Consider the following 16,978-nt stretch of genomic DNA (forward strand, 5'->3'; position numbering starts at 1 on the left):
AAAGAACAAAAAAAATAAGCTAAGAAAACAACCTCTCTTAACTCATTTAATTAACTTTGTCGGTTAGCCGAATAATTGACTAGTCATTATAAACGTCAAAGACGGTTTTCTCACGGTCAATCATGATGTGCAGGTGGCCGTCTTTCTCTGAAATTTCAGTTGTTTGATACTGATTATCCAACCCGTTTACGTCTTTTTGCTTGAATGGGAAGTAAATCATGATGGGCTCTTCAAGTGCTGCCTCTTCACCAAATTGGACTTCACACTTCTCAATGTCTTGGTATTTCACAACTCTGGCGAACATTCCTGCCTGAACGGCAGCAATATCGTTTTCACCACCATGATCAGCATCTGGCATGATATCAGCTTGGAAAGATTTGCAAGGATGAATCTCTTCAATCTTCCCGCCATCGATTCTGCCATAACTAGTAGTCACACGTGAAATCCAAATATCACTGAAATCCTTGTGATCAACAATCCAAACATCGCCATTTCTAAAGTAGAATTTTACTGATTGTAATACATGTTTCATATGCTTTCCCTCGCTTTCTGAAAATATCATACCACACTTGTGATTTTTTTAACATACTTTGCGATACTTTTTTGATTATTTTTTATTTGACCAGCGAGGATGGCATCGAGCGTTAGTTGGAGCAATCGCCCAATCCGTGGTCCTGCGGGAATTCCCAGGTTTGCCATCAGGAAACGTCCATCAACGGCAAGCTCGTGGGCATCCTTTAGCGGTAGGTGGTTATACCTGTCAATCAGGACCACCCCATTGACTGGTTCTCCCAGAATATCAGCTAAGTCAATCGTCGAAGCTAATGTAGTCACACCGAAATCGAATAACTCACGGTTTGTCAATTCACGCTCACTCACTATGTCGAAACACTCAACGATTTGTTGAACCTGATGTGCAACTTCATTCGAGTTTTTCCAAGTTCGCATAAATGCACGAACCTCATCATTGGTCAGTTTAATTAAAACAATAATTAACGCCCAAAAAATCGGTTCCGTTGTTGGAAAAAAATTTAATGTTAGATAATTTTTTAACAAGCTGCTTTTACCAGCTAGGAGTGGTAAATCTTCTATTAATTCGGAATCGATAAGCACACTAAAGCCATCCTTACTGTCCGGCCCCAAGCCAAGCTTCAAGAACTCCTCTCTAATTCGCTCCACTGCAATATGGTGAAGCAGCTCACGGTTCTCTGTAATGGCCTTCTTCGTATCCCGCTCTAAAGTAAACCCTAATTGGCTTACAAATCGGACCGCACGCATCATTCTTAGCGCATCTTCATGAAACCTCTCACGTGCCTCACCGACAGCTCGAACAACTTTATTATTCAGGTCGGTAATGCCACCAAAATGGTCGATAATCTCACCGCTACCAGCCATTGCTAAAGCATTTATTGTGAAATCACGGCGCTTTAAATCTTCGCTGAGATTCTGGACAAATTCTACATGATCCGGACGTCTGAAGTCCTGGTAGGTCGATTCTGTTCTGAAAGTCGTTACCTCGTAGAACTCTTCGCCATATTTCACGGTGACCGTACCGTGTTGAATACCTGTGTCAATCGTCACGGGAAAGATCCGCTTCACCTCGGCTGGATAAGCATTAGTTGCAATATCAACGTCATGAATTGGTCGTTTCAGTAAGAGATCGCGGACTGATCCGCCAACGAAATACGCCTTAAAACCAGCCTGTTCAAGATTTTTAATTATGGGTCGTGCTTCTTTGAAAATTTGTGGTAAGTCTTCAACAATCATCAAGCTTGCCGTCCTTTTTAATTTTTATGTATTATCATAGTGTCTAGCGTCGAATGGTGCTACATTAGTATCTAGGGAGGAATTGTGGAATGACTAAAAAAACATTACTACACGAGAGTGGCACACTGCTCATGATCATGCTAGGCACCGCCATCTACGCACTAGGTGTTGTTGCCATTAATATTCAAAATAATTTGGCAGAGGGCGGCTTAACCGGTATCACATTGATTCTGCGCTTCTGGTTCCACATTGATCCCGCTATCTCGACGATTATCTTAAATATACCATTGATTCTATTAGGATATCGTTCGATGGGCAAAAAAGCACTTTTCTACACGATTTGGGGCACAGGCTCCCTCGCCCTCGCCCTTTTTATCTGGCAACGTATCCCTATTATATCGCAATTAAATATTGAACATGATTTATTTATTGCCGCAATTCTTGCTGGATTGATAGGCGGATTTGGTGCTGGAATTGTATTCAAGTTTGGTGGTACAACGGGTGGGACGGATATCATCGCCAGAATACTAGAAATACGTTTCAACCTCCCGATTGGTCGAACTCTTCTGACAGTCGACTTTCTTGTCTTGACAGCGTCTCTTTCCTACCTGAACGTTAAGCAGATGATGTACACCCTCTTTGCTTCATTTGTCTTTTCAAACGTCGTGAACTTCACCCAGGAAGGCTCATACAGTGCTAAAGGTGTGCTCATTATCAGCCAAAAGTACGCGGAAATTGGTCAGATGATCGATTTGAAATTGGAGCGAGGCTATACATACTTGATGGCCGAAGGCGGATTTGAGCAAGATCAGAAGAAAGTCATCTATTCAGTGGTCAGTCGCGCCGAGATACCTGCATTGAAGGAACTCATCATGCAAGAAGATTCCAATGCATTCATTTCCATTATAGATGTGCATGAGGCTTTTGGTGAAGGTTTTTCCCACAACAAGAAAAAAACTAGGCTGTTTACCCGTCGGTAACTACCTAGTTAATCAAATAATTTTCGTATGAATACCTATGACTTACTCGTCAAGACTCTGGAGCAGTTCTTGCATTTCGAAATCCTCAGGCTGGAGTTTCAGATAAGAGTTGAGTGCTAGTTTCAAACTAGTTGTATCACCAAGTTCTTGGAAGAGGTGGATAACCTGAAGTAAGAAATCGGTATTATCATTGAAACTACGGTACGCCAATAAATATTGTGGGCGTGCCTTTTCTAATTCATCCAACGAATCATAGGATACCGCCAGATTCCAGTGGGCCTGATCTTCAATCTCTTCATCTGCAATCTCCTCAAACAACCCAATATTCTTCTCATGCTCACCTTGCTGCAAATAGAGATTGCTGAGTGATAATCTTAAGCTAGAGTTATCCGGATTAACGGCTAGTCCATCTTCGAGCAGCTTAATTGCAGTTTGATAATCCTGTAGATTAGCAGCTGCCTTAGAGCCAAGATCGTACAAAACCTCATCAAATTTATTGTAGCTCAGACCGATTTGAGCAGTTGCAAGGACGTTGTCATTATCGTGTTCCTGCTGATACGCCAGGGCCAAGTTGGGATAGACATTAACGTAGTCTGGTTGTACTTCAATCACGCTATTAAACGCCTCGATTGCCTCCTTGATTCTATCTGCTTGGAGGAAAATTAGGCCGCCCTCATACTGCGCGTTGATATCTAATTCATCGGTGTTGGACTGGGCAATTAGGTCTGAAGCTCGTTCAAATTCACCGATGTGTGCCCAAGTATTTGCCAAGCGCCGATTGATATCAACTCCGCTCAGTTCGCGGATGTTCTCCCGAATCAGTTTCTGATAATATTCAAGCGCATTATTATAGTTACCAATTGCGTAAAATAGCTCGGCCAAGGCAAACCAGACCACTTCCTCGTCAGGAGCTAATCTAGTGGCCTCTAGCAGCTTTTGTTCTGCTGCCTCAACCAGTCCCTCGCTCTGGTAGTAATCCGCCTGAACAAGCAGGGATTGCACATACGCTGTGGAAGCAGGATTGATTTCGTACAAAAGCTGCAAGCCAGCATAAATCTGGTCCTCGTTCACTAGAATCTCGGCAAGATATACTTTGAAAATATCTTCCTGTGGAAAATCGGCAATGAGCTGGCGGTATATGTCTTTTGCATAATCACTGAAGCCATAGGCGGTAAGCTCCTCAGCGAGGCTAGCAATAACCTCTGGTTCGTCATTCTTTAGTGATAAATCAATGGTTTTCTTTAAATCAGTAAATTTATTTTGCTCAATTTGTTGTAACGCATCCTCTGCATAACTCATTTAATCATCTCCTTTGAAGATTCTACTATTAACTCTCTCTTAGCGCCAATTATTTGAGCCGCTATCAAAAATAAGCCGGGAAAATTTTCGCGGCTTATTTTCTACCATTTATTTTGGCTATATTTCTTAACGTAGTTCACTTGTCGAGCAAATAGGTAACTGCTTCGCTTCAAACTACGATCAGCCGAATAGAATAATGGATTACCCCACTTCTTTTGTCGAATCAGTCTACGAATATCTTTCTTAACTGTGGGATTAAATACAAAGTGCCGTAACACCATCTTTGGCACAATCGAGAACAGGTACTCAGATTGGTTATACTCAATCGGCAGTTCTCTTTGTGCGACACAATCTTCAACCAAATACTTAGCCATGTTATGTCCTGTCTGAGTTACGTAATAGCTAGAGCGGCCCTGGCGAATATTTATTTCGAATATCTTAAACTTCTGATCACGTTTGTCATACTTAATATCAAAGTTTGCAAATCCCGTATAGCCAATCTTCTCCAAAATTTCCTGCATCTGCTTCATCAAGGGTAGATTGTTACGGGTAATAATTGCTACCAGATTACCAATCGCAGTTGGTGTATGTTCCTGTAAGACAACTTGCCCCAATGCCACCAACTCGGTTTTGTGATTTGAGTTAACATAAAGCACACCATCCCACATATTCGTATCATCACCGGGAATAAACTCTTGGATTATCAGTTCATCGTCATACCCAGCATTTCGCAGTAACTTGATAACGCCAAGTACCTGATCTCTCGTCTTCACCCGATAAACCTTCTCTTTACCTGCAAAGTGCATATCGAAATAAGCTACGACGTTGCTAGGCTTAATAATTAGCGGATATTGTAATTTGCTATCATCAAACTGCTCCGGTGTTTCATTGCGCCCCACAAAAATTGTATTGGGGTGCTCTATTTGTAACGTATCACACAATTCATAGAAACTTTTCTTATTCTGAAGTTGATCCATGATTGCAGCACTTGGATAGTTAAAGACATAATACTTTTTGAGAAATTCTGCATTCAGGATGATATTGCGAACGTAAATATCACTTGTACCCACCAACAGAAGCTTTTTACCGGTGCGCTGGTATTTTTGCGCTACTCGTAAAAGAATGTGAGCAAACTCCGTTTCATCATGAAGCTTTGGAAAGTACTCAATTGCCTCCGGGATACTACTAAGTCTAGTAAACGGTAGCGGCGCAGAACCCACCAGGATTGGTTTAATGCCATACTCTTGGTGAAACGAAATAGCCATGTTGTACGTATTAATATCTGTCCCAACAATTACAGGAATAAAATTTGATTTCAAAAAATTAACTCTCTCTTCTCTTGCTCAAACTATTAATGTGAGTATACAAAGGAATTCTAGCCTTTTTCAATAATAACAGCAACAAATTAATTTACAGAAAATCAGCATAATAAAAGGTTTTTCCCCTTTTTTGCCTCTTTTGGGTACCAGGACAAAAAACAAACCGCTGAGGCTCAGAGCCCCAACGGTTTTGCTTCCGTAATTATTTAACTGCGTCCTTAAGCGCCTTACCTGGTTTGAATGCAGGTACCTTGCTTGCAGGGATTTCAATCTCTGCGCCAGTTTGTGGGTTACGACCCTTACGTGCTGCACGGCTACGTACTTCAAAAGTACCGAAACCGATGAGTTGTACTTTGTTGCCTTTTGAAAGATCCTTTTCAATTGAACTGAAAACAGCGTCTACTGCTGTTGCAGCATCTTTCTTAGTCAACTTAGCTTTCTTAGCTACTTCTGCAACTAATTCTGCTTTGTTTGCCATTCAATTCACCTCCCGAAGTTTGAACACATTGTTCAGAGTTTATTCCTATTACTAGAAACGAGAAAAATGTTGTTGCCATCACTTTTCTTGTCTTAAAATTATCACAGAAACCGCTTAACAACAAGCTTTTTTTGCAAAAAAGTTGGAAAAAAACGTTATTTTAGAGTTTTTTGGCAATAAAAGGACTCAAAACATGGAAAAGCCCGTCTTTAACTACTTTCTTTCCCGTGGAATAAGCTTAATTGGCGTTCCGGTAAAGTCAAAATTCTGGCGTAACTGATTAATCAAAAATCTCTGGTATGAGAAATGAAGTAGGTCCGGATCGTTGACAAATACCACAAAAGTTGGCGGATTTGTTGCAACTTGAGTCATATAATAAACTCGCAGCCTTTTCCCATTGACCAAAGGCGTTGGTGTTATTCTTGTGGCCTCAAGTAGGAGATCGTTTAATACAGCAGATTGAATCCGTTGATTCTGATTTGCATGAACTTTTTTGACCAATTCTGGTAATTTGGCTATCCTTTGTTTAGTCCTAGCTGACACGAAAACTATTGGTGCGTACTCTAGGTAAGAAAATTCTTGACGGACTTTAGTCTCAAACTCCTTCATCGAATGATTGTCCTTCTCGATGAGATCCCACTTATTGACCACAATCACAATTCCCCGACCAGCTTCATGCGCGTAACCAGCGACATGCTTGTCCTGCTCGATAATTCCGGTTTCGGCATCGATCACTACTAAAACAACATCGGAACGGTCAATCGCACTCAAAGCACGCATGACGGCGTACTTCTCCGTCTTCTCATACACTTTGCCGCGCTTGCGTATTCCGGCAGTATCGACCATCGTAAATTCGGTTCCATCTGCAGTAAATTTGGTGTCAATTGCATCACGAGTCGTACCCTCGATGTCCGACACAATTACGCGCTCCTCGCCAAGCAGGGCATTAACAAGTGACGACTTCCCGACGTTCGGACGGCCGATAAAACTAAATTTGACCGTATCATCTTCCTCTAACTCGTTCTCCTCAGGGAAGTTCTTGATGATCTCGTCAAGTAAATCACCAATTCCTGTACCATGAGCACCGGAAATTGGAATTGGGTCACCTAAGCCCAGGCTGTAGAAGTCAAAAATATCATTTCTTTGTTCTGGATTATCTGCTTTATTAACCGCGAGAATAACCGGTTTGTTGGTTTTGAACAGCATCTTAGCGATAGTCTCATCCATCAGCGTCAAATGAGCCGTTACATCCGTTAGAAAGACAATGACGTCTGCTTCATCAATTGCAACTTCCGCCTGTGCCTTAATCTCCTCGTTAAACTCATCATTACCTAATTGGATACCACCGGTATCGATGAGACTAAAGTTACGTCCGAGCCAATTTGCATGCGCATAAATTCGGTCACGCGTTACACCAGGGGTGTCTTCGACAATCGAAACACGTTCATTGATTATTCTATTAAAAATCGTGGACTTACCAACATTGGGCCTACCCACTATCGCAACTACTGGCGTTTTCATATCTTGAACTCCTCTAAAAAAAGCTGACTTGAGGTCAGCTTAATTGTGTTCGCCTGTACAACCTCTTCCGCCTAGTTCTACATTCTTTGACTTACTTAGTAAATCTTGAATGAATTCACTAGTGCTCAGAAGCTGACCGTACTGGCTCACTAATTGTTTCTATTTCATTTAGTCTTTTAATTGATCACCAATGAGGTCGCCAACCGCAAACCCATTATCTTGATCAGCTAAATACTTCTTAGTCACATCTTCATCAGAATCTGCTTTACTATCATTGTCGTCGGCAGGTTCGTTGACTTGCTTGATTGACAATGAAATTCGTCTTTCATTGGTGTCGATGCTTAGTACCTTAACTTGAACCTTATCACCAACTGCCAGCTTGTCTGAGGGAACCTTGACATGCTCGTTAGCAATTTCAGAAACGTGTACCAAACCTTGGATACCATTTGCAATCTCAACAAAAGCCCCGAAATCAGTTAATGATTTAACTTCACCATCGACGATATCGCCAGGCTTGATTTCGTTAGTCGCCTTTTCAAAAGGTGAGACTTCAGTTTGCTTGATTGAAAGCGAAATACGTTGCTTGTCAGTATCAATACCGATTACCTTAACCTGTATTTCTTGATCAGGTTTCAACACATCACTAGTCTTTTCAACACGCTTGTATGAAATCTCGGAAATATGAACAAGTCCATCCACACCACCAAGATCGACAAATGCGCCAAAGCTGGTTAGACGAGAAACTTTGCCTGTAACCACATCGCCAACCATCAACTTAGATGCAACACGTTCGAAAGCTTCTTCGTGCTCTTGTGCAAGTAGGTCTTTTCTGCTCAACACAAGTCTGTTCTTTGTTGCATCGATTTCTGAAATTTTTAGTTGCAAAGTTTGACCAATGTACGGCTTGAGGTCTGACACGTAGTGATCGCTGATCAGTGATGCCGGTAAGAATCCTCTTGTACCAACATCCACCAATAGGCCACCACGAACTGAGCCTGTAACTTTACCCTCAATAACTTTGCCAGCTTCGAAATCAGCTTCGAGTGCCTTAAAGGCCTCTCTCTCTTTCAAGCGAGTTGTGCTAAAGAGGAATTCACCATTTTCCTTATCACCACTTGCTTTTCTCAGAACTAATGCCTCAAACTGATCGCCAACTTTAACGAGATCTTGCAATTTTGCATTATAATCGTGTGTATATTCTTTCTTTTGAATTGTTCCTTCGACGCCGGCACCGACCACACCAACGACGATTTGGCTATCTTCAACTGTTAACACTTCAACGTTAACAATCTTGCCGACTTCAACCCCATTCATTTCTTGTAGAGCATCCATCATAAAATTATTATTGTCTACCATAAGTACCTCCCAATGTCTCTTTTATATTTTAGAGTAAAACTAAGAATTTTACTAGCTTTTTAGCTATTTTTCTCTTGATTTTTTTTCACCACTGCGATTATTGCCTCAACCACGTCCGAAATTGTCATGTTCGTGGTGTCGATTTCCACAGCATCATGCGCTTTTTTTAGCGGTGAAATGGCCCTGTGAGAGTCTTTGTAGTCCCTCGCGGAAATATCCTGCTCAAGTTGTGCAAGCGCAAGGTTAATTCCTTTTGATTGAAAATCTTCTTGGCGTCTTTTAGCGCGTGACTCAACGCTAGCTGTTAAAAATATTTTAACTTTGGCATTCGGCAATACTGTTGTCCCGATGTCACGGCCATCCATCACGACGTCATGCTCACCAGCTAAATTCCGCTGTAGAGCCACCATCTGCTCCCGAACGCCGGCAATAGCGGATACGGCGGACACATTAGCCGCCACCTCAGGTGTGCGAATGTCGTCTGTCCGATCAATCTGATTGATATAAATATGCTGAACACCATCAATCAAGCGGAAATCGATTATTATAGCTTTGGCCAACGTTGTGATGCTTTCTTCATCGCTTAAAGCAACTCCCCGCTCTATCGCCAATAAGGTAACAGCACGGTACATTGCTCCTGTATCAATATAGATGAATGAGAGCCTTTCGGCGACAATCTTTGAAACAGTACTCTTACCGGCCGAAGCGGGACCGTCTATTGCAACTTGCATTTTTTTCTCCTTAAAAAAGGAAGACTTATCGTCTTCCTAAGTTTATTTGAGTTTTAGGGTCGTACCAGGGTAAATCGGTGATTCTAGTGTCAAATTATTTAACCTCAATAAGTCATCAATACTCACCCCATTAGCTTGGGCAATTGCATACAATGAATCACCCTGAACAGCTGTATAACTATTCGCATTTGTATCAGTTTCCTCAGTGGTTGAACTTGTAGTTGAACTCTGGCTCGACTCTGCATGACTAGCTGATGTTGTTGTGACACTAGAACTCGAACTACTCTTCACAACCTCGCTAGATGATTGTGATTTTTTCGAGCTCGATTTTTGTGACTTTGTCGAGCTCGATTTTTGTGACTTTGTCGAGCTCTCTTTACTGCTCTGACTAGATTGAACAGTCACATCCTTCGCAGTGGGGTTATTGCTCAAGAAATAGTGAAAAGTCGGAAATAAGGCGACAAAAGCGATTGCGATAATTAAAACTACCGCAGCTAGCCGATTTTTCTTCTTTCTTTTATTACCCTGAACCCGCGACAGTTGTTCATGCTTACTGCGATGTTTTCCGGATTGATTCCTTTTTAATTCACTCATGTTGGACTCCTAAAATTACTGTTTAAATTCTAACACACGAGGAATTAAGTTTCCATCTAAATTCATTTCTGGCGGTTAAGATATCTTTGCAGGATCGGAACCAACGAACTCATTAAGATAAAGGTGGCAATTGAAAGCACCAATCCTTTAACCAGATTAAATGGGATGATAGTGAATAAAATATAATTCAACAATGATGTGGTCAGCTTAAACCCAGCCAGAGAAATATACAGTGGTGTCACAATTACATAGTTAAGAACTGAAAGAACAAAGGTTAACATTAATGTGCCTGCGACAAGTCCCGCAATTTTGGTAAAGAACGTCTTATTCTTCTTGGTTAGGTAATAAAGTGGCAGAGCAAAGGAAACTGATGCCGCAAATGCGGCCACATCACCAACTAGTGACATCAAGTTAGCACCCTTAATTAGAAAATCCAACGTGGCTTTGATTAGCGCGATTAGTGTTGCGCCGAGCGGACCATAAATCATGGCCGAAACAGCAACTATCACGTCACTTAGGTCCATCTTCAGATACGGAAAGGCCGGGATGATCGGAAAAGAGAACTGCATTAGGATAAAGGCCATCGCACCAAGCATTGCCCAACTAATCTGGACACTCAACCGACTGTTCTTTTTGATATTTACATTCTTCAACATTTTTCCACCTCAACAAAAATAGTCTGTTGCTTCAGCAACAGACTTCTCCAAAGTGAATAAGCCTGTCTTCTTTTATCTAGACTTTAACTATCGGTGTTGGAAATTAACCAACTCAGCCAGTTTTACCTGGGTCGCGGACTTTACCGCCGGTCGGGAATTGCACCCTGCCCTGAAGACAACATTTATGATATTTGATTACGCTTTCATTCTACAACAAGTTCGCGTAATTTAGCAACCTCTGTTTTAGAAAGTTCACGGTATTGACCAGCCATCAAAGATTGTAAGTCGAGAAATGCATAGCGTTCACGACTTAGCTTCAGTACCGGATGACCAATCTTTTGAAACATTTTCTTGACCTGGTGATACCGTCCCTCGTGAATAATCAATGAGACAACACTGGTGTTGTGGTCATGATTATTGGAAACGACGCGGACCTTTGCTGGTGCCGTCTTCTTACCGTCAACCAGCACACCACGGCGCAGCTGTTTCACCTCAGCGGAATTGTCTAGGATAATTCCTTGCACCTTGGCCGTATACTGCTTCTCTACCTCACCTTTTGGGTGCATTAAGAGATTAGCTAATTCACCGTCATTAGTCAACAATAATGCACCGGAGGTATCATAGTCTAGTCGGCCAACTGGATACAGACGGTATGGCTCGGGCACTAAATCAATCACGGTTTTTCGTTCCTTGTCATCTCGCACCGTTGAGACAACACCCCTTGGTTTGTAGAGCAGAAAGGTATGGTGTCGCTCCTTCTTGATTGGTACACCCATTACCTCAATATTGTCATCTGCACTCACTTTTACACCCAGGGTCTTGATTACTTCTCCGTTAACCGTGACCTGTCCTTGAAGAATCAAATTCTCGGCCTTTCGTCTAGATGTAACGCCCGCAGCCGCAATCACCTTTTGTAGTCTTTCTTCCATCTCATTCCTCGTCTTCTATGGGGGATTCTACTTCATTTCTTTGAAAAAGATCAACTTGACCCTTCTCATCGAAATCATCATCAAAATTTTCTAAAATAGGTAGTTCCTGCAACGATTCGTAGCCAAAATACTGTAGAAAATAGCTCGTGGTCACATACAAATTTGGGTGACCAACTACATCCTTCTTACCATCCACAGTAACTAGACCACGACCAATCAGCGTCTGCAATGCTCCGCTGCTACTTACACCTCTTACATCATCAATCTCTACTCTCGTAATTGGCTGTCGGTAAGCGACAATCGCTAATATTTCAAGTGCCGCTTGACTAAGTGAGTTAGACTGATCCTTTTGGAAATAGTTCTCAACAACTTCGCTGACACTGCTTTTAGTCGTCATTTTATAAGTATTATTGATTTTAATAATCTGTAATGCGCTATTATCATCGTTATCCAGGCGATTCTCTAGATGCTCAATTAATTGACGCACCGCTGGCTGTGCAATACCCAGGACCTCACTGATGACCGCCTGTGTGAGTCCCTCATCACCGCTAACAAACAATAAAGCTTCTAATTCAGTTTCCTTTGACATTAAGCATCCTCATTTTTTTGTAAAATCAAATCAGCAAATTGATTGTGTTGGATAACAATCAAAAACTTCTTGCTGACCAACTCGAGTACTGCCAGAAATAATCCTACCACATAGTTGATGTCTAACTGATTCTCAATCAAGTTAAAGAAGCTTAAACTGCTTTTCTGCTCAAACATCTGCTTGAGGTAGTCCACCTGAAACTCGACCGAGGCCTCACTAATCGTTAGCGTCCCAATTTGCGGACGCCGTAACTGATAGCGTTGCATAATTTGTGCAAAAGTATTACTCAGATCCGTCGACGTCACCACCCCGACTGGCAGTGGCTTCAATAGTTTATCTGGTGGATTGGTGGGCTCTTTGGACTGCACCTTTGGTGTCTCTAAATCTCGCTCTTTGAGAAATACCGCCACCTTCTGAAATAACTCGTACTGTAGCAGCTGGTCGACCAGTTCCTGTCTAGGGTCCACATCCTCATCATATTCACCCTCAACAAAGTCGTTTTTGGGTAAAAGGACGGATGATTTAATGCGTAGCAGTGTCGATGCCAAAACAAAATATTCCCCCGCCAGGTTTAAATTCATTCGTTTCATCTGATTAAGATAGCTTAGATACTGCTGTGTAATTTGTGCAATTGGAATATCGTAGATATCGATTTTCTGTGACTTAATCAGGTGGAGGAGCAAATCTAGTGGCCCCTCAAAGTTGGGTAAGTTAAGTTCCAGGTTATCCATGGTTCTGCCTCGTGAAGTCACTTAATAATCGAGCGTACTCAGGCGTTGCCAGTACCTCGTCGTTTGGAAAGGCATGTGCCAAATCTGCTAACAAATTAAACTCATTTTGTTGATCACGATAATTAGGTGCAAGCGAAATATACCGCAGCATGACAAATTGCTCCGTCATTTGAATACCTACAATACCAACAAAATCTTGATCGGGCTCTGGTCGGTAGAGAAATATTTGGTATTCATCAGTTTGATTATAGAGCTTCATCTCATCCTTTAAATTTCGAATATTTTTGAAATCAGTCAGGTAAGATAGAAAGCCCATTACTATTTTTTCATAATCTTTCTTGTACTTATAAAGCATATTGATCCCTGTCTATGCTCTAGGATGAGCTTCTTGATAAACTTCCAGCAGGCGTTTTTGCGAGACGTGCGTGTAGATTTGGGTAGTCGAGATATCACTATGCCCCAGTAATTCTTGCACCACACGCAAATCAGCGCCATTTTCCAATAAATGAGTTGCAAAAGTGTGCCGCATTGTATGTGGCGTCACATCTTTCGTAATCCCGGCACTAGTTACATAGGTCTTCAGTTTCTTCCAGACTCCCTGACGGGTAAGCTTTCGACCCCGGGCGTTCAAGAAAACAATATCGGTGGCAATCCCAGCGTCTAATAGTTGGCGTTCACGGACCTCACTGAGATACTTCTGTAGCCAGAACAAGGCGACGTTACCAACGGGAATCAGCCGTTCTTTGTTTCCCTTACCCAGAACCTTAATTAATTTAAGATCCAGATGTAGGTTACTCATACTTAAACTGATAATCTCGGAGACCCGCATACCTGTAGCGTATAGAAGCTCGAGGAGTGCACGATCACGCAAACCAAGAGAGGTTGTAGTATTGGGCTGTTCTATCAGTCGTTCAACCTCGGAAACACTGAGCACAACCGGTAAATGTCGTTCGTGTTTCGGTGAATCGATCTCTTGCATGGGATCAATCTCCACGATTTCCTCTTTGATTAACCACTGGTAAAACTTTCTAAGAGCCGAAATCATGCGGCTTACGGAACTTGTTTTCTTCTGCTGGTCACGTTGCGTCGCTAAGAAGTAGTCAATGGTGACTGCCGGTACCTGAAAGGTGGTAAGCCCTTGACCAGCCAAGAAATTGGTATACTCTGTCAAATCCTGGCGGTACGCGACGATTGAATTATGGGATAATCCGCGTTCTAAGCGGGCAAATCGTAGGTAATCAGCGATAATTTCATTCAGCTTCGTCATGGTCAACTAACTTAATCTCATGCTTCTCTTTATCTTGCGTGATCAATCTATTCTTCAATAGGTGCCCGATGGCCCGTTTGAAGCTAGACTTGCTAATTCCAAAATGCTGTTTAATATCTTCCGCCGCACTAGAATCCGCAAATGGTAGTGTTTTATCTGCTGTGCGCTTGATCATCATCAAGATCATCTGCGCATCGTCATCAATCACCTCAAAGCTTTGCGGTAAAGTACTCAGATTGAGTCGACCATGACTGCCTTCGCCAATTACCCGCGCCTCTAAAACTTCACCCAAGCGTGGAACTTGGAGTAATTGAGATTCATGAATAAAAGTCAGATAGTAGTCACTTGATAAGGCAAAAGCGCCAACAAATCTACTTGCATAAACGGTAACTTTGAGATTTTTGTGCTCCATTCCCTTCGGAAATTTCACGGCAAGTTGTTGAAAAATTGCATCGTCAGCTAGTTTGGCCCAGAGCCGATTCTTATGGTCCTCCTCTAAGGCAACCAGGAGCTGGTCACCTGCTTTAGGCCATTTCGGGTGATCTAGCGGCAAGTCATCGAGTGAAACCACAACGTCCTTATCAGGTAAGCCGATATCAACAAATACGCCGAGATCTTTGCGGACGTCAGTCACCGTTCCCCAGCCATATTGGTCAACTTGTGCCCGTGGATAATATTGGGTCATGACCATCTCACGTTCACGATTCTCATAGACAAATCCCTGTACCGTATCTCCGAGCTCAAGGATTCGTTCGTCGGTCGCAACCGCGTTTTTAGCAAGGCAAAAAGTAATGCCAGCAGTCTGGACGAAAAACGCCTCTTGATTTAGATCTATAACTTTTCCATTAACAATTTGTCCTAACAAGTTTCCACCTTAATTTCGTTTAAGTTTGATTTGACCTTATAACCCTTAATTATAGAGTATTCGAGGACAAAATAAAATAGCCAGCTCAATCGAGCTGACTATTTAGCGAATGCGTGAATTACATGTTAACAGCTTCACCACGGTAGATTGCTCCACGACGTGAATCAACGGTAATCTTCTCACCATTCTTAATCTTAGTAGTTGCTTCTGAAGCACCAACTACGACTGGAATGCCAAGTGAGATACCAACGATTGAAGCATGTGATGTTAAACCACCATTTTCAACTATTAAAGCACTTGCCTTCTTAATTGCAGGCAGGTAGTCCTTATCAGTTGTCTTTGTTACGAGGATGTCACCATCTTTGATGTTGTTATTAGCATCATCAGCGTTATCTGCAACTAAAGCAGTACCAATTACTGATTGTTCGCCAACACCGATACCTTGCGCCAACTTAGAACCAATCAATTGAAGCTTCATCACGTTAGTTGTACCAGATTCACCAACAGGAACGCCGGCAACGATGATTACTAGATCGCCATCTTCAACTAAACCAGTTTCTTTAGCAACTTCCGTTGCTTTGTCGAACATGTCATCAGTTGATGAAGGACGGTTAGTCAAGACTGGGTAAACACCCCATTGAACAGTTAATGAACGTTGAACTTTTTCATCAAAAGTAAGGGCAACGATATCAGCACTGGGACGGTACTTAGAAATCATTCTTGCTGTGTAACCAGAGTTAGTAGCTGTAATAATTGTCTTCACACCAAGTTCTTCTGCAGCCCGGACAACTGACTCACCAACGGCTTCGGTCACATTTGAACCTGAGTAGTCTTCAAATCGTTGCAGAGCTAAAGTATTTCTTTGGTCCATCTGTTCCTCAGTCCGCAAGTTGATGTCGTTCATTGCCTTAACGGCTTCATATGGGTAGTCACCGTTTGCTGATTCACCAGAAAGCATAGTTGCATCAGTACCATCCATCACAGCGTTAGCAACGTCAGTTACTTCAGCACGTGTAGGACGTGGGTTTTCTTGCATTGAATCCAACATTTGGGTAGCAGTAATAACTGGCTTACCAAGTGCGTTGCACTTTCTGATTAAGTCCTTTTGAACAAATGGCACGTTCACGAAAGGAATTTCCACACCCATGTCACCACGAGCAACCATTAAACCGTCAGATACTTTCAAGATTGAGTCAATGTTGTCGATACCTTCTTGTGATTCAATCTTAGGGAAAATCTTAATGTGCTCAGCGTGCTTTTCTTCAAGAATTTCACGGATATCTAAGACATCTTGTGCTTTTCTTACGAATGAAGCCGCGATAAAGTTAATACCTTGCTCAATACCAAAACGAATGTCATCGGCATCTTTTTCGGTGATTCCTGGGAGGCGAATCTCAACACCAGGTGCGTTAACACCCTTCCGTGAACCGATTAAGCCAGGGTTTTGTGCTTTAGTAACTAATTCGCGGTTAGCTTCGTCTTTTTCAGTAATCAAAAGATCAACCAAACCATCATCGATGAGCACATGTCCACCAACATGAGTATCAGCGTATAGTCCAGGATAAGTAACTGCAATCTTCTCTGGAGTACCTTCAAGAGTGTCATCCATTGAAATCCGGAGTACGTGGCCAGTTTCAACCTCGAACTTGCCATCTTTTTGAGGTGTAGTTCTGATTTCTGCACCCTTAGTATCAAGTAGTATACCAACAAGCTTGCCAGTTTCCTTCTCGGCTTGTCTTACAAGTTCCATTCTTTCAGCTTGTTCAGCATGGTCACCATGTGAGAAGTTGAAACGGAAAACATTTGCACCTGCTTCGATTAATGACTTGATGGTTGCAAGGTCATTACTTGCGGGTCCTAATGTGCTGACAATTTTTGTTCTTTTCATATTCGAAA

Annotated in this window: 18 protein-coding genes and 1 riboswitch; of the genes, 1 reads left to right on the forward strand and 17 read right to left on the reverse strand. The window is 42.1% G+C overall.

The genetic code is table 11. From position 1 onward, the window contains the following. Positions 1-79: 79 nt before the first annotated feature. Positions 80-532, reverse strand: coding sequence for a hypothetical protein (locus FC62_RS01195; protein WP_054745115.1), 453 nt, complete (start codon positions 530-532; stop codon positions 80-82). Between the two features lie 26 nt (positions 533-558). Then, positions 559-1,767 carry a CCA tRNA nucleotidyltransferase gene (locus FC62_RS01200; protein WP_056946110.1) on the reverse strand — a complete coding sequence of 403 codons (1,209 nt, stop codon included), beginning with the start codon at positions 1,765-1,767 and terminating at the stop codon, positions 559-561. Positions 1,768-1,856: 89 nt separating this feature from the next. Here FC62_RS01200 and FC62_RS01205 point away from each other — a divergent pair, with 89 nt between their 5' ends. Further along, positions 1,857-2,747: a YitT family protein gene (locus FC62_RS01205; RefSeq protein ID WP_056946109.1), complete on the forward strand. Its 891-nt coding sequence runs from the start codon at positions 1,857-1,859 to the stop codon at positions 2,745-2,747. Between the two features lie 42 nt (positions 2,748-2,789). Here FC62_RS01205 and FC62_RS01210 read toward each other — a convergent pair whose 3' ends face one another. From FC62_RS01210 to pyk, 15 genes are all read right to left on the reverse strand, one after another. Next, a complete protein-coding gene (locus FC62_RS01210; protein ID WP_056946108.1) occupies positions 2,790-4,046 on the reverse strand; it encodes a tetratricopeptide repeat protein in 1,257 nt (418 codons plus the stop codon). Positions 4,047-4,147: 101 nt separating this feature from the next. Beyond that, complete coding sequence (locus tag FC62_RS01215; protein WP_201779026.1) at positions 4,148-5,365, reverse strand: carboxylate--amine ligase; 1,218 nt, start codon at positions 5,363-5,365, stop codon at positions 4,148-4,150. A gap of 202 nt (positions 5,366-5,567) precedes the next feature. After that, positions 5,568-5,843 carry an HU family DNA-binding protein gene (locus FC62_RS01220; protein ID WP_054745118.1) on the reverse strand — a complete coding sequence of 92 codons (276 nt, stop codon included), beginning with the start codon at positions 5,841-5,843 and terminating at the stop codon, positions 5,568-5,570. Positions 5,844-6,056: 213 nt separating this feature from the next. Next, positions 6,057-7,364 (reverse strand): ribosome biogenesis GTPase Der, encoded by a 1,308-nt coding sequence (der, locus tag FC62_RS01225; protein ID WP_056946107.1) that lies wholly within the window; start codon positions 7,362-7,364, stop codon positions 6,057-6,059. A 168-nt stretch (positions 7,365-7,532) separates the two neighbouring features. Next, entirely contained in the window at positions 7,533-8,720 is a 1,188-nt protein-coding gene (rpsA, locus tag FC62_RS01230) for a 30S ribosomal protein S1 (RefSeq protein WP_054745121.1), read from the reverse strand. Between the two features lie 59 nt (positions 8,721-8,779). Further along, positions 8,780-9,451, reverse strand: coding sequence for a (d)CMP kinase (gene cmk / locus FC62_RS01235; RefSeq protein WP_056946106.1), 672 nt, complete (start codon positions 9,449-9,451; stop codon positions 8,780-8,782). A gap of 42 nt (positions 9,452-9,493) precedes the next feature. Further along, entirely contained in the window at positions 9,494-10,045 is a 552-nt protein-coding gene (locus FC62_RS01240; protein WP_056946105.1) for a LysM peptidoglycan-binding domain-containing protein, read from the reverse strand. A 62-nt stretch (positions 10,046-10,107) separates the two neighbouring features. Beyond that, positions 10,108-10,701, reverse strand: coding sequence for an ECF transporter S component (locus FC62_RS01245; protein ID WP_054745127.1), 594 nt, complete (start codon positions 10,699-10,701; stop codon positions 10,108-10,110). A gap of 60 nt (positions 10,702-10,761) precedes the next feature. Further along, positions 10,762-10,882: riboswitch (FMN riboswitch) on the reverse strand. A 22-nt stretch (positions 10,883-10,904) separates the two neighbouring features. After that, positions 10,905-11,630: a pseudouridine synthase gene (locus FC62_RS01250; RefSeq protein WP_054745129.1), complete on the reverse strand. Its 726-nt coding sequence runs from the start codon at positions 11,628-11,630 to the stop codon at positions 10,905-10,907. A 1-nt stretch (position 11,631) separates the two neighbouring features. Beyond that, positions 11,632-12,219, reverse strand: coding sequence for an SMC-Scp complex subunit ScpB (scpB, locus tag FC62_RS01255; protein ID WP_054745131.1), 588 nt, complete (start codon positions 12,217-12,219; stop codon positions 11,632-11,634). Continuing rightward, the gene (locus FC62_RS01260; protein ID WP_056946104.1) at positions 12,219-12,950 is read right to left on the reverse strand and encodes a segregation and condensation protein A; all 732 of its coding nucleotides are present in this window, start codon (positions 12,948-12,950) and stop codon (positions 12,219-12,221) included. Before FC62_RS01260 ends, scpB begins: the two co-directional genes overlap by 1 nt. Next, positions 12,943-13,305, reverse strand: coding sequence for a hypothetical protein (locus FC62_RS01265; RefSeq protein WP_056946103.1), 363 nt, complete (start codon positions 13,303-13,305; stop codon positions 12,943-12,945). The genes FC62_RS01260 and FC62_RS01265 overlap by 8 nt, the downstream gene beginning before the upstream one ends. A gap of 12 nt (positions 13,306-13,317) precedes the next feature. Continuing rightward, positions 13,318-14,217, reverse strand: a complete 900-nt coding sequence (xerD, locus tag FC62_RS01270) for a site-specific tyrosine recombinase XerD (RefSeq protein WP_054745313.1) — start codon at positions 14,215-14,217, stop codon at positions 13,318-13,320. Beyond that, entirely contained in the window at positions 14,201-15,082 is an 882-nt protein-coding gene (locus FC62_RS01275; protein ID WP_054745135.1) for a S1-like domain-containing RNA-binding protein, read from the reverse strand. Before FC62_RS01275 ends, xerD begins: the two co-directional genes overlap by 17 nt. A gap of 118 nt (positions 15,083-15,200) precedes the next feature. After that, on the reverse strand, positions 15,201-16,970 hold the full coding sequence (gene pyk, locus FC62_RS01280; protein WP_054745136.1) for a pyruvate kinase: 1,770 nt from the start codon (positions 16,968-16,970) through the stop codon (positions 15,201-15,203). Positions 16,971-16,978 lie beyond the last annotated feature (8 nt).

This window comes from Amylolactobacillus amylotrophicus DSM 20534, assembly GCF_001434555.1.
GTDB classification, from domain to species: Bacteria; Bacillota; Bacilli; order Lactobacillales; family Lactobacillaceae; genus Amylolactobacillus; species Amylolactobacillus amylophilus.